We start from the raw sequence: 13,056 nt of genomic DNA on the forward strand, positions 1-13,056 counted from the left end.
AAAATGTATATCGTTGGCAGAAGAAATTATTTAGACCAATTATCAAAAGCTTCATTGATGACTTTATTCTCGATAAAAATCATCTGCTACCACAGAGAATCTTTAAATAATAGTGCGTAAGTCCTAAAATATTTTGGGACAAGTTGAAATAAAGCAGTTGTTGATTCAGGGGAAATCACAGCATCAGCATATTCCCTCAACACCAGAAGTGACAGGACTAAATGACCTTTTAACTGGCACGGCAGAGCCAAAAACATGGGTGATCATTTCGGTCGGTGAAACTTTTACACGGGTCAAAGTGGATAAACAAGGACATTGGCAGATTGAAAATCCACTTAAAGAGGGCGGAGTTGTCACAATTTATGCGGCAAATCATCATGGCTTACGCTCAGAGGCAATAATGATTGCTCCAATTGCAGAGCCAATTGTACTACCGAAGATGCCAGAAATTCTTGAAAAAGGTGAATACTTGATAGGTAAAGCTGAAGCAGGAAATACGGTAGTTGTGACCTATGGTGAGCAAGAGTTTATAACAGTTGCTGATGAAAATGGCGATTGGTCGATGCTCAATCCTTTAACGACCACAGGTGCAATAAGTGTTGTGGCAATTGATCAGGACGGTAATCGTTCTGAGGCGTTGCATACAGCGCAAATCATTTTACCGCAAGCTGTTACGATTTTAGAGTCTGGCGCGGTGATATCAGGTACTGCCGCACCAAATACGACAGTTGTGATTGAGTCGGATCAAGCGGTCTATCGTATTCAGGTCGATGAAAATGGTGATTGGTCAATAGAAAATCCAGTGGCAAATGGTGGCACGTTGATGATTGTTGTGGAAGATCAATTTGGTCAGCAATCTCCTGCGATTGGCTTGGCATTTCCATTTATTCAGACCCCGCCTGAAAATCCAAGCTATGTACTGCCAGCGCCAGAAGTGACGCTAAATAGTGAAAAACTCGAAGGTAATGTATTTCAACAGGCTAAAATCATTGTGACAGCCAATGGTCAAGAGTACGTGACGTATGCCAATGAAAGTGGTTTCTGGTCGATGGATAACCCGATTCAAAATGGCGGTTTTGCAACAATCGTGGCGGAAGACAGTCGTGGTGTTCAATCGCCTGAAATCTCAATAGCTAAACTGATACTTGCACAACCTGAATCATCAGCTGAACTTACAGAGATTTTACTGGTAAGTGATGAACTGAGTGATGAACAAACTGAAAACCAAAATGACAGTCAAATTGAGCCGATTCAATCTGTGATCAATCTAGATACGCTTTTACAGGATGCGAATGAAGTCCCAATTGTATTGCACACCGATGAACAGGATTTGATCGCATTGGGCAGCGATGTTTCAAATCCGCCCGCTATACTTCCTGCGCTTGAATATCCAAGCTTACTCATTGAAGCTCCACTGACACCGTCTGATTGGCTTGCTTAGAAATATGAACCAGCTTCCGAGCTGGTTTTTTTTGGTTTAAATTGACAGATATAATTTTTATTTAAAAGATTTGGCATATGAAATATTGACTCTAGCATCGTAGATTGGTGTTCTCAAAAAATAATATGAAAAAAATAACTCATCACAACAAAGGATTAAGCGGATGATATCTCTGTATATGCCTCAATGTAAACGTTTAAAGAACCCGTTATTGCGATGGATGGATCATTATTTTAAACACATGATACAGATGCTACTAACGATTTGCGTTGCCAGTAGTATTCAAGCTGCAGAACTAAACTTTCAAAAAGTTTTAGAGCAGGAAAGAGCTTGGGCGGGCTTGAGTAGTAAAAAAGTCAAAAATAATGAAATCGAGTGGACATATAGTGAAGGAGGAGATCCACGAAAACCGACGCTGTTATTGCTACATGGTTTGTCAGGCACGCGTGATAATTGGAACCGCGTTGCCCGTTATTTAACGCCCAATTATCATGTCATTATTCAAGATCTGCCAGCACATGGAGCACTATTGTCACAGATCAATTTGATCTATCAATTCCAAATTTAACTGAAAAATTACGACGATTTATTGATGCTGCAAAGTTAGATCCAAATTTACATATCGCAGGGCATTCGATGGGTGGTGCAATTGCCATGCTCTATAGCGCTCAGTATCCCTTAGAAGTGAAATCTTTATTGTTGGTGGATTCGGCTGGTGTCTTTAAGTCGAGCAATACAGTATATTTAAAAGATACGGCAAAGCTTGCAGAGCTAGTGGTCAGAAAAACCGGTGATTTTGATCGCGTGATGAAGATCGTGATGCAATCTCCGCCTTTTATTCCACAAGAATTAAAAATTGGGCAAGAAAAGTTGATGATAGTTCAGTCTAAACATACCAATAAAATGGTGGAACAACTGCAAAAAATGGCGACCTTGTATACGCCAGAGTCCTTTGCTTTGGCTGCACGAGGCATTGATGCACCTGTGTTTATTATCTGGGGGGAAGCAAGATCAGATTATCAATGTTGAAGTGGCAGAAGAACTGAGAAGCTTATTTAAAAAAGCCGAAAAGCCTCTGATTTTAGACCATATTGGTCATATGCCTATCTTAGAAGCGGAGCAGTTAATGGCGTTGCCATATTTAAAGTTTCTTTCAACTGTTCAATGAATCAAATCGGTAAAGTGGGTGAAAAAAAAGCGAGAAATATCTCGCTTTTTTAAACTTAATTAGATACTTTGAGTCGATTTAAGTACGTACTTTAATTTCATAGCCAGTGTATTTTCGAATATTAATCACACCGGTATCCAAAATCAGATACTGACCTTTAATCCCTTGTAATTTTCCTCGAATAATCGGTGTTTTGTCCAAATTATGCGATTTGATTTTTTCAGGATATTCATCTACCGGGTAGATAAATTGGCGTGGCAACTCATCTTCTAGCAGTTCAACGGTTTCATTAAACTCTAAATTTTGGCTAAATTCTTCACGAATGGTCTGAATTTTTGGTGCGAATTCTTCCACTAATTGGTCGCGAATTTCGATCAGGTTGATCGGTTCTGCTTCACCTTTGAGCAATTTACGCCAATCGGTTTTATCGGCCACTTGCGTACCAAACATGACTTCAAGCTGACCAGATAAACGACGTGAACCAACTTTCATAATAGGCAAAGCTTGCGTCGCACCTTGGTCTAGCCAACGTGTAGGCATTTGACCCAATCGGGTAATCCCGACTTTTAAGGCACTTGAATTGGCTAAATAGACAATATGCGGTTGAAAGCAAACTTCATGGGCAAAATCATCTTCACGGCAAGTCCCGAGATGATAATGACAGGTTTCAGGCTTCATGATGCACATATCACAAGAAGCCTTAGTCTTCATGCATTTGAAGCAATGACCTTGTGAATACGATTTAGGTGTTTTTGCGCCGCAAGAAATGCAGTAGATATTTCCAGTGGCTTCGATTTCAATTTCTTGACCAAGGCTAAACGGTAGATCAACTTCTGAGCGATCTAGAATAAATTTATACTCAACATTTGCCTTGTGTGTATGTTGATCAGTTACACTAAGGTCTTTAAGACCTGCATGCATTTTATGGCAAATGCCTTGTAGTTCCATACGAATACTCACTTCATTATTAAGGATGCGGTCAATGGCTGAACAAAATGTCATCACTTCTATGCTAGACGATTTGTCAAAAGAGCAGTCCATTTCAACCGCAATCTGTATTGGTCAGGATCTTGAACAATACAATCAATTTCATCCAATTCAATGGCAACATTTTAACGTAACTGAGTTTTTAAATCTGCCTTTTACCCAGCGTTTTGACCTTGGATTTGTGATTCTTGATACTGAAACGATGTTGAGTTTGGATCAGCAGCAGAAAACGCAGATGTTGGTAAAATTACGTGACCTATTTGCCAAACGCATCGTGGTGGTGAGTAAATTACACGATGAACAATTATTACGTGCTTTAGGCTTTACTCAGCTCATTGATAAAACCACGCATGAAAGTGATTTTGCTTTATGGCAGTTTAATATTTTGACTTATAAACACATTCCAGATTGGTTTAACTCTAAATTTTGGGCAAATCCTGAAAACTGGGATAAATTCCGTTGGTAACAAATACTTAGCCTGCGAGAAATTGCAAAAATTAACAAACATTTATGATAAAACTGTGTTTTCCCACGTATGCTGTAATTAAGTTTACTAGGTTTCACTGGGAAAAATAAAATGACAAATTTAAATAATATTGTTGAGATCTTAGCAAAGCAGGCTCTTGGTGATGCAAACAATCAAAATCAACAAGGTGGCTTGGGCGGTATTTTAGGTTCGGTGTTGGGTCAATTGGGCGCAAATGCAGGCACTCAAAATACCCAAAACAATGCTCAAAACCAAGCGGGTGGTTTGGGTGGAATTCTTGGCTCTGTGTTGGGCCAACTGGGGGGTGCAGCGCAACAGCAGCAACGTAGTAGTGGTGGTAATGCTTCAACAATTTTAGTTGCAGTGTTACCTCTGGTGCTGGCTTGGATTCAAAAACAAGGGGGCCTACAAGGTGCTTTGGATAAATTACGTGGACAAGGGTTGAGCAGTCAGGTTGATGATTGGGTATCTACAGGTCCAGGCGATAATGCTGCTGTGAATAATCAACAAGTACAAAATTTATTTGATGATGCCGAAGTGGAACAAGTTGCACAAGAAACTCAAACTCAGAAACAAGATGTGTATAGTGCGATTTCAACGGTATTGCCGCAAATTATTGACTCATTGACGCCACAAGCTGGACAAACCAATCAGCAAGAAGCGAATGCTGATATTCAACAAGTGATGAATTTGGTCTCAGGTTTCCTGAAGCGTTAATCAAAATATCGATTTAGGTATTTGATTGAATACAAGCCAGTGAACACTGGCTTTTTTATGATTTGAAAAATGATAACAATGTGACGCTTAGATTGTCACTAGGATGGATTAAATAAACGGTTCGACATACTGATTTTTTTGCCAATATAGTGTGATTTTTTTTGACGAATCAAAATGATTTTCGACTGAAACTCTAACTCACCAAATTCTGGCTCAACTTGCACATAATGTAGTTGACCAAACTCATCACGCACCCGCGCTTGAGCTGAAAAGCCGGGACGGGCATTTCCACTTGAAATGGTGGCTAGACGACCGAGTAAATTAACCGTTTGTTTTTTATATTTGGGCGGGATAACCTGATCCAAACAATGAATCATAAATACCGTAAAGAATATGGCAATAATCAACGCAGGTAAAATTAAATAATAAGCGGGAACGAATTGACCTTCTTTGGCATGGATGCAAAACTGAAGTACATAGCCTGCAAAGCTAAAATTCATCAGTAAAAAGAACAAAATCAGAGACTTGGAAAATTTGACATTCAATAATGCCAACTCTTGTATGCGCTGAGGGGCAATTCTTTTTAAAACTTGGCTAGGACTAATATTGATATAGTAGCCAATGGTTTCAACCATGCCCAATAACAGTACGGCCAATAAACTTAAATGAAAGGGTATTAAGTTATAGTCTGTTAAAAATGCGGACATGGTTGTATTCCAGTGTTTATTCTTCTGTGAGGTAGATTCCACCATCAGAATGCACGTTAATGTTCACTTTTTCAAGGGCTTGACCTTGGCATGGACCAGAAATACATTCCCCAGATTCGACCATAAACAGGGCGCCATGTGTTGAGCACTCAATAAATTCTTGGTCACGATCTAGAAACTGATTTTCTAGAAACTCAAGTTCTACGTGCAAGTGTGGGCAGTTATTTTGATAAGCGTAAAACATGCCGTCGCGTTGGGTGATAAAAATCGTTTCGCCATCAGGCGTTTCGAATGATCGTGCTTCACGTTCAGGTACATCATCAGTCATGCAAATTTTAAACATTAAGCACATTCCTTTTGAAATGATTGTAAAAGCTGAGCATAGTCTTCAACTGCTAGGCGTGGACCAAACTGAGCCACAACTTCACTTGAAATCAAGATGGCAAGTTCAGCAGCCGTTTGATAGTCATGACCTGCATTGAGTGCATACAGGAAAGCACCAGCAAATGCATCACCAGCACCATTGGTATCTACTGCGGTAACTTTACGACCTGGCACGGTAAATGTTGCTGCTTCATTATGGATTAAGGCGCCTTTGGCACTTAATGTAATTACAATGTGTTTGCTTAGTGATTGCAATTTAGCAAGCGCAGCATCTAAATGATCTGTTTCTGTGTACATCAGCGCTTCTTGTTCATTACAGAACAATAAGTCCACGCCATCATCGAGTAGCTCATCTAGACCTTGACGTGCATATTGCACCATTGCTGGATCAGATAAGGTCAATGCAATTTGTACACCATTGGCTTTGGCGATTTGACGTGCTTGTTTTACCGCAAGACGTGCGCTGTCTGATGTTGAAAGATAACCTTCGATATATAACCATTTCGCAGTATTTAAGCTGCCAAAATCAATTTGGCTATCAGTCAATTCCGCAGTAATACCGAGGTAAGTATGCATCGTACGTTCAGAATCAGGGCTGACCAATACCATACATGTGCCAGTTACACCTTCACTGATTGATTGAGTTGCAGTTTGGATGCCAGCGTCGTTTAAACCATTTAGGTAAATTTGACCTAAGTCATCATTGCCGACACGACAACCATAAAATGCAGTTCCGCCTAAAGCACTAAAAGCAACCGTTGTATTTGCTGCAGAACCACCAGAAGCTTGACCTTTATATTCTTGAGTGGCTTTTAGATTGTTATAAAGGGCTGCTTGAGTATCGCCATCTGTCAGTTGCATCGTACCTTTTTGCAGATTGTGTTGAATTAGGAATTCGTCAGAGACTTTAAATTCTTGGTCAATAAGTGCATTACCAATTGCAAAAAGGTCAACAGTTGCCATGTTGTATGTTCACATCAAAAAAATGAAAGTGCTAAGTTTACACGAATGCTCAGGATTGCTGTAGTTTGTTGAAAAAAATTCAATTAAAGGACAAGTGTGTATAAAAATCGGGCAAATCCATTATATTTTTACATTTTTTTTGAATTAGTTGCCGTTTTAATCAGCTTTGCTATTGTGCAAATCGAAAAATTTTACTTTTATAGAGCTATAGGGTGTTCAGACTGAATCAAGATGATTTGGTCATCATAAATAGATAACAGATTAAAAGTGTGAATATATGGAAATTACGATTCGTCCAGCAGAGCAACTTCCTGCTCAAATCGAAAATATTGCTGCTTTGGCGCAGCATGAAGGCTATACATTTATACACCGTTTAATTGAAGAATATCAAAGTGGTAAAAATCGTTTTGACCAAACGGGTGAGCAATTATTGCTTGCTTATGATGGCGATAAATTAATTGCTTGTGGCGGTTTAAATCAGCAATGGGGTGATACTGGTGTAGAAGAACGGATTGGACGAGTTCGCCGTTTCTATGTGCATCCGCAGTACCGTCAGCATGGCGTGGGTAAGCAGCTATTGGTGGAATTGGAAAAGGGTGCGAAAAAGCATTTTTCTGCACTGTGCTTAAATACAGAACTTAAAAATGCTGCAAAATTCTATCAAAAGCAGAATTATGTCTATGTTGAAAGTCATCCAAATTATAATTATTTCAAATATCTAGTTTAGTTTTAAATCCAAAAATAGACTCTAAATACTGTAAATGAAGCATCCGATATCGGGTGCTTTTTTTTCATTTAGTAATTCAAAAAAAGAGTGCTTTATTTTAAGCAAAGTTTTAAGCAAAAATTCATTTTAGTTATCGAAGATATAAGCATCAAAATAACTGCATAGAGTGATGCATATGCAAGTGTATGAGCTACAAGACTACGTTAAAAAGTCCCTGAGATTACCGCACTGTTTTGGTTGACCAAAATTTTTGCGACCATCTTTGGTGAAACCAGTGTTGATGCATTGTCCATGTCCTTAAATTTGGGCTATTTACTCAGTACCTTTATTTTCGCAGGCATATTTATAAGTCTGCTATATTTTCAAATACAGTCAAAAGCATATAAATCTTATTTATATTGGGCCACGATTATTGCCAGTATCACGGTCGGTACGACCTTAGCGGATTCTGTAGATCGTTCTTTAGGGATTGGCTACTTGGGTGGTAGTTTGCTATTTCTGAGTTTGGTGCTCATATCGCTTTTCAGCTGGTATCAGGTCGAAGGGGCAATTAATCCGAGTGTAGAGAATTTGCCGCGAACACAGATCTTTTATTGGTTGACGATTACATTTTCTCAAACATTAGGTACGGCTTTGGGGGACTGGACTTCCGATAGTGCAGGATTAGGCTATAGCGGTGGCATTTGGCTATTTGGTGGTTTAATTCTATTGATGGCGTTGTTGTACTTTTTTAGTCGGGTCTCAAAGACGTTTATATTTTGGGCTACTTTTGTTTTGACACGTCCATTGGGCGCTGTTGTCGGTGATTTTTTAGACAAGCCAATCAGTTCAGGTGGATTGGATCTAAGTCGCTTTATGGCTTCTTTTGTATTGTTGTTGGCGATTGTGATTTGTGTCTATTGGTCAACACGAAATGATAGGCAATCCATAAAACCAGTCTAAATGTTTTAGTGCGAAAACAAGTGATTTTTAAAATTAAAGTTCAAGTTGATTAAAACAGTTGGAAATGTCGTTTCGGTGAATCTAGTTGTGATTTTTTAAGGTATACTTTGCCTAATTTAAATGAATAGATTAGGAGCACACATGACTGTAGATGTCACTGAAACCATTTCTCAAACTGTACATCCCGCGTTTCAGTTGATTCGTCAACATCATGTTGAAGCTTTAGACATTTTAGTGTCTGAATATAAACACAAAGTGACTGGCGCAGTGCATTATCACTTAGCCACAAACCATGACGAAAACGTATTTTTAGTTGCCTTCCGTACGCAGCCGATGGATTCAAAAGGTGAGGCGCATATTCTTGAGCATACAGCACTTTGTGGCTCAGAAAAGTTCCCTGTACGTGACCCATTCTTTTTAATGATTCGTCGTTCACTCAATACATTTATGAACGCGTTTACCGCAGCGGATTGGACAGCATATCCATTTGCAACGCAAAACAAAAAAGATTTCCAAAACTTGTTAGAAGTTTATATGGATGCTGCTTTTGCTGCGAATTTGAACCCGCTTGATTTTGCGCAAGAAGGGATTCGTATTGAGCTAGAAAATGGCGAAGCGGTATATAAAGGCGTGGTATTTAATGAAATGAAAGGTGCAATGAGTTCACCTTCAGATCAGTTGTATCACCAACTTGCCCATCATTTATTCCCAGAAACGACATATCATTACAACTCAGGCGGTGATCCGAAAGACATTCCTGACTTAAGTTATGAAGAGCTAGTAAGTTTCTACAAATCACATTATCACCCAAGTAATGCGGTGTTCATGACCTTTGGTAATGAGCCTGCTTATAACTTACAAGAACAGTTTGAAACGCTTGCTTTGTCAAAATTTGAAAAAGGTCAAACGCTGTATTCAAAACCTGAACGTCGTTTAACTGCGCCTGTAACGGTAACTGAAACGTATGCAGTTGATGCTGAAGACCTCAAAGACAAAACCTATCATGTACTTTCTTGGTTATTGCCAGAAGCAAGTAATATCAAATTACGTTTAGGTATGCGTTTGGTTGAAGGTGTATTGCTTGAAGATTCTGCTTCACCATTACGTCATTATTTAGAAACTTGTGGTTATGCGCAGTCTACTGGTCCATTCATGGGCGTAGATGACTCAAACTATGAAATGACGTTCTACTGTGCAATTCAAGGTTCCAACCCTGAGCATGCAGAACAATTTAAAAATGGCGTGTTTAAAGTATTAGAAGACGTTGCGGCTAAGCCTGTTGATCCGGCTTTAGTTGAAGCGATTTTACATCAGATTGAATTGCATCAGCGTGAAATCAATGGTGATGGTACACCATATGGCCTAAGCTTAATTCTGAATGGTTTAAGCAGTGCGATTCACCATTCAGACCCTGTGGATGTCTGGGATGTGGATACGGCCATTGAACAAGTGAAGGAAGAGTTGAAAGACCCAATGTGGTTATCTAACTTAATCAAAACCTACTTGCTTGATAATCAACATCGTGTGCAATTAACTTTGGTTCCAGATGCTGAAAAAAATGCGTTGGAAGCGGCAGCAGAAAAAGCACGTTTAAAAGAAATTGATGCGAACTTAACTGAAGCGCAAAAAGCAGAGATTATTGCGCAGACTGAAGCACTGAACATTCGTCAAGATACCCCAGATGATTTGAACCTATTGCCTAAAGTAGGTTTAGAGGACATTCCTGCACAATTACAGATTGTACAAGGTCAATTACGCGAAATTATCAGTAATGGCTTGGATACGCCGTTAAATCTTTACCATGCAGGCACCAATGGTCTTTATTACCAACAAGTTTTGATTCAGATTCCTGATGAAGTGGTGCAATCGCCGTATTTCAACCTCTTGTCGATTTTGATGGGTGAAGTTGGTGCAGGTGAATACGACTACTTAGAGCTACAACAGTTGCAAACAGCTGTGAGTGGCGGTTTAGGTATGGGTGCATCGCTGCGTTCAAAAGTGGATGATAAAGGTCAAATTAGTGCTTGGCTAACGTTGACCACTAAATCATTGGTGAATAATCTTGAAGCCATTCGCTTATTGAAATTGGCTTTTGAACAGCTACGTTTTGATGAAAAAAATCGTATCGTAGAGTTATTGCAACAACGTAAAGCACGTTGGCAGTCACGTGTATCTGGTTCTGGTCATAGTTATGCAATGCAAATTGCAGGTCGTCAACATAGTGCATTGGCGCTACGTGATTATCATAATACAGGCCTAGGCGCGCTGAACTGGCTGTCAGAACTTGTCAGCAAAATTGAGCAAGACGACACGGCTTATAATGCCTTGATTGATGAGCTTAAGTTAATTCACAACCGTTTGCTTAAAGCACCAAAACAATTCTTGGTGGTGTGTGAGGAGCATCATTCAGACAGATTGGTTGAAGAAGTTCAAACCATTTGGGATAAAGTGGCGATTGACGATAACCCACATGATTTAACTCAAGTGAATTTTGCAGATAGCAACAATGACGAAGCTTGGCTCATTCAAGCCAATGTTCAGTTCTGCGCTTCAGCATATCCTGCGGTGGAAGTGTCACATCCAGATGCAGCACCTTTAATGATTTTGGCGGCTTATCTACGTAATGGCTTCTTGCATAGCGCGATTCGTGAAAAAGGTGGTGCTTATGGTGGCGGAGCAAGCTATGACGGCAATGCATGTTCATTCCGTTTCTATAGCTACCGTGACCCACGTTTAGCTGAAACGTTTAAAGATTTTGACGCAAGTGTGCAGTGGCTACTGAATGCTGAACAACAACCGCATCAGCTAGAAGAAGCGATTTTGGGTCTAATTGCCAGCATGGATAAACCGGGGTCACCAGCGGGTGAAGCCATTACAGCTTGTTATGCTTTATTGCATAAACGCACGCCAGCTTTCCGTCAAATGTTACGTGAACGTCTGTTGAATGTGACTTTGGAAGATCTAAAACGTGTTGCTGTGGCGTATTTGGTTGAACAACAACCGACAAAAGCTGTGGTTGCACCGGTGGCTAAGCGAGATGCTTTGGTTGAGCTTGGTTTCGAAATAAAACAAGTGAATTAAAACAAAAAAGGGGTTTTTATGGCGTTCAAATCTCTTGAGCGTACGACATTGCAACTGAGCCTCATTGCGCTCAGTTCAATGTATGTCAGTACTGTAAATGCACAAAATGCGGATGTGGCTGCTAAGCCTGCAACCGCAGAAGCATGTGTGGCACTTGGGTCAAATGCAGAGCGATTATCGTGTTATGACGCTTTGTTCAAAGTGCAACCTGCTGAAAAAGAAATGTTGGTTTCTGAGCGTCAAGCCGCACAAGAAATTAAACCTGAACCGACTGAAAAGTTGACATTCAAAGAAAAAGTCAGTCATGCGTTTACGGACCGTTTATTTGCTGTAGAAGCACCGAACCTCAATCCAAATCTTTCATTATTGGATAGTCGTTGGGAGCTTTCTCCAGAAAGTAAATTGGGAACATGGAATATTCGCGGCTATCAACCTGTGTATTTAATGCCGGGATATTGGACATCGGATAAAAATGAACGTCCATCTAGCCCGAATGAAAATAACACGGTACAAGCCGATCAGGAACAAAACCTAAAATCGATGGAAGCCAAGTTCCAATTGTCATTAAAAACCAAAGCTGTTGAAAACTTATTTGGTGATAATGGTGATATCTGGTTGGGCTATACCCAGTCTTCTCGTTGGCAAGTCTACAACGAAGACGAATCACGACCATTCCGTGAAACCAACTATGAACCTGAAGCTAGTCTGGTTTTTCGTACCAACTATGAACTCTTAGGTTTGAATTGGCGTATGTTGGGTCTAACCTTTAACCATCAGTCTAATGGACGTTCTGATCCCTTATCGCGGAGTTGGAACCGTGTCATGTTAAATCTAGGATTTGAACGTGACAATTTTGCACTGATGTTACGTCCTTGGTATCGTTTCGAAGAAGATACCAAAGATGATAACAACCCAGATATTACCGATTATGTGGGACGTGGAGATTTAACAGCGTTTTATCGTCATAAAGATCATGACTTTAGTTTGATGTTACGTCATTCACTGAAAGGTGGTGATGACTCACATGGTGCTGTGCAGTTTGATTGGACTTTCCCAATCAATGGTAAATTGCGTGGCACAGTTCAATTGTTTGATGGCTATGGTGAAAGCCTGATTGACTATAACCATCGGGCAACCTATGTCGGTGTCGGTGTGTCATTAATGAATTGGTTTTAATGATTGCTCAATAATTAATTTACGGACGTAAAAGTAATTTCGCATTTTTAAGATGCTTTTAAGTCTAATCGACGGAGTCTTATATCTAGGGATTGAATAAAGGGATTAGCCTTCGGCTGGAGGTACTTTTGTTTAGGCAAAAGTACCCAAAACCATTGTCATCCGCAAAACTCGCTCTCTAGCGTCTATTTACTTAAAGTATCGCAAAAACATTTTTGATTAGAAGTCATCCTGTCTCAAACACTTGCGGATGACCTTACCGCGTATCGTTCTTTC

11 protein-coding genes and 2 pseudogenes are annotated in these 13,056 nt (G+C 39.9%); 9 read left to right on the top strand and 4 right to left on the bottom strand.

Going from position 1 to position 13,056, the window contains the following annotated elements:
* The 3 genes and pseudogenes from FTV03_RS10800 to FTV03_RS10810 form a co-directional block, all read left to right on the top strand.
* A pseudogene (locus tag FTV03_RS10800) lies at positions 1–110 on the top strand (IS701 family transposase); the annotation flags it as partial.
* A 23-nt stretch (positions 111–133) separates the two neighbouring features.
* Entirely contained in the window at positions 134–1,441 is a 1,308-nt protein-coding gene (locus FTV03_RS10805; RefSeq protein ID WP_180041402.1) for an Ig-like domain-containing protein, read from the top strand.
* A gap of 250 nt (positions 1,442–1,691) precedes the next feature.
* Positions 1,692–2,609 (top strand): annotated as a pseudogene (locus FTV03_RS10810) (alpha/beta fold hydrolase).
* Between the two features lie 78 nt (positions 2,610–2,687).
* Here FTV03_RS10810 and FTV03_RS10815 read toward each other — a convergent pair.
* Entirely contained in the window at positions 2,688–3,557 is an 870-nt protein-coding gene (locus tag FTV03_RS10815) for a DUF2797 domain-containing protein (protein ID WP_078189198.1), read from the bottom strand.
* Positions 3,558–3,591: 34 nt separating this feature from the next.
* Here FTV03_RS10815 and FTV03_RS10820 point away from each other — a divergent pair, with 34 nt between their 5' ends.
* Positions 3,592–4,062 (top strand): DUF6231 family protein, encoded by a 471-nt coding sequence (locus FTV03_RS10820; RefSeq protein ID WP_180007820.1) that lies wholly within the window; start codon positions 3,592–3,594, stop codon positions 4,060–4,062.
* Positions 4,063–4,173: 111 nt separating this feature from the next.
* Positions 4,174–4,800, top strand: coding sequence for a YidB family protein (locus FTV03_RS10825; RefSeq protein WP_180007819.1), 627 nt, complete (start codon positions 4,174–4,176; stop codon positions 4,798–4,800).
* Positions 4,801–4,898: 98 nt separating this feature from the next.
* Here the strand turns inward: FTV03_RS10825 and FTV03_RS10830 are convergent, their stop codons facing one another.
* From FTV03_RS10830 to FTV03_RS10840, 3 genes are read right to left on the bottom strand one after another with little or no spacing between them, the layout of a single operon-like run.
* Positions 4,899–5,507 carry an OB-fold-containig protein gene (locus FTV03_RS10830; protein WP_180041403.1) on the bottom strand — a complete coding sequence of 203 codons (609 nt, stop codon included), beginning with the start codon at positions 5,505–5,507 and terminating at the stop codon, positions 4,899–4,901.
* 16 nt (positions 5,508–5,523) lie between these two features.
* Complete coding sequence (locus FTV03_RS10835) at positions 5,524–5,850, bottom strand: Rieske (2Fe-2S) protein (protein ID WP_180041404.1); 327 nt, start codon at positions 5,848–5,850, stop codon at positions 5,524–5,526.
* On the bottom strand, positions 5,850–6,854 hold the full coding sequence (locus tag FTV03_RS10840; protein WP_078188655.1) for an adenosine kinase: 1,005 nt from the start codon (positions 6,852–6,854) through the stop codon (positions 5,850–5,852). The genes FTV03_RS10835 and FTV03_RS10840 overlap by 1 nt, the downstream gene beginning before the upstream one ends.
* A 277-nt stretch (positions 6,855–7,131) precedes the next feature.
* Here FTV03_RS10840 and FTV03_RS10845 point away from each other — a divergent pair, with 277 nt between their 5' ends.
* The 4 genes from FTV03_RS10845 to FTV03_RS10860 all read left to right on the top strand — a co-directional run bounded on the left by FTV03_RS10845 (position 7,132) and on the right by FTV03_RS10860 (position 12,780).
* Positions 7,132–7,581, top strand: coding sequence for a GNAT family N-acetyltransferase (locus FTV03_RS10845; protein ID WP_078188654.1), 450 nt, complete (start codon positions 7,132–7,134; stop codon positions 7,579–7,581).
* Between the two features lie 237 nt (positions 7,582–7,818).
* On the top strand, positions 7,819–8,523 hold the full coding sequence (locus tag FTV03_RS10850; RefSeq protein WP_257220750.1) for a hypothetical protein: 705 nt from the start codon (positions 7,819–7,821) through the stop codon (positions 8,521–8,523).
* Between the two features lie 141 nt (positions 8,524–8,664).
* On the top strand, positions 8,665–11,604 hold the full coding sequence (locus FTV03_RS10855) for an insulinase family protein (protein WP_180041405.1): 2,940 nt from the start codon (positions 8,665–8,667) through the stop codon (positions 11,602–11,604).
* An 18-nt stretch (positions 11,605–11,622) separates the two neighbouring features.
* On the top strand, positions 11,623–12,780 hold the full coding sequence (locus tag FTV03_RS10860) for a phospholipase A (protein WP_168378597.1): 1,158 nt from the start codon (positions 11,623–11,625) through the stop codon (positions 12,778–12,780).
* The last annotated feature ends 276 nt before the right edge of the window (positions 12,781–13,056 follow it).

The organism is Acinetobacter sp. YH12218, from assembly GCF_013417925.1.
GTDB lineage: Bacteria > Pseudomonadota > Gammaproteobacteria > Pseudomonadales > Moraxellaceae > Acinetobacter > Acinetobacter amyesii.

Excerpts from the sequence above, each read along its gene's own strand:
- FTV03_RS10815 (WP_078189198.1), bottom strand. The coding sequence starts at position 3,557 with ATGGAACTACAAGGCATTTGCCATAAAATGCATGCAGGTCTTAAAGAC.
- FTV03_RS10860 (WP_168378597.1), top strand. The coding sequence starts at position 11,623 with ATGGCGTTCAAATCTCTTGAGCGTACGACATTGCAACTGAGCCTCATT.
- FTV03_RS10840 (WP_078188655.1), bottom strand. The coding sequence starts at position 6,854 with ATGGCAACTGTTGACCTTTTTGCAATTGGTAATGCACTTATTGACCAA.
- FTV03_RS10835 (WP_180041404.1), bottom strand. The coding sequence starts at position 5,850 with ATGTTTAAAATTTGCATGACTGATGATGTACCTGAACGTGAAGCACGA.
- FTV03_RS10830 (WP_180041403.1), bottom strand. The coding sequence starts at position 5,507 with ATGTCCGCATTTTTAACAGACTATAACTTAATACCCTTTCATTTAAGT.
- FTV03_RS10855 (WP_180041405.1), top strand. The coding sequence starts at position 8,665 with ATGACTGTAGATGTCACTGAAACCATTTCTCAAACTGTACATCCCGCG.
- FTV03_RS10820 (WP_180007820.1), top strand. The coding sequence starts at position 3,592 with ATGGCTGAACAAAATGTCATCACTTCTATGCTAGACGATTTGTCAAAA.
- FTV03_RS10825 (WP_180007819.1), top strand. The coding sequence starts at position 4,174 with ATGACAAATTTAAATAATATTGTTGAGATCTTAGCAAAGCAGGCTCTT.
- FTV03_RS10845 (WP_078188654.1), top strand. The coding sequence starts at position 7,132 with ATGGAAATTACGATTCGTCCAGCAGAGCAACTTCCTGCTCAAATCGAA.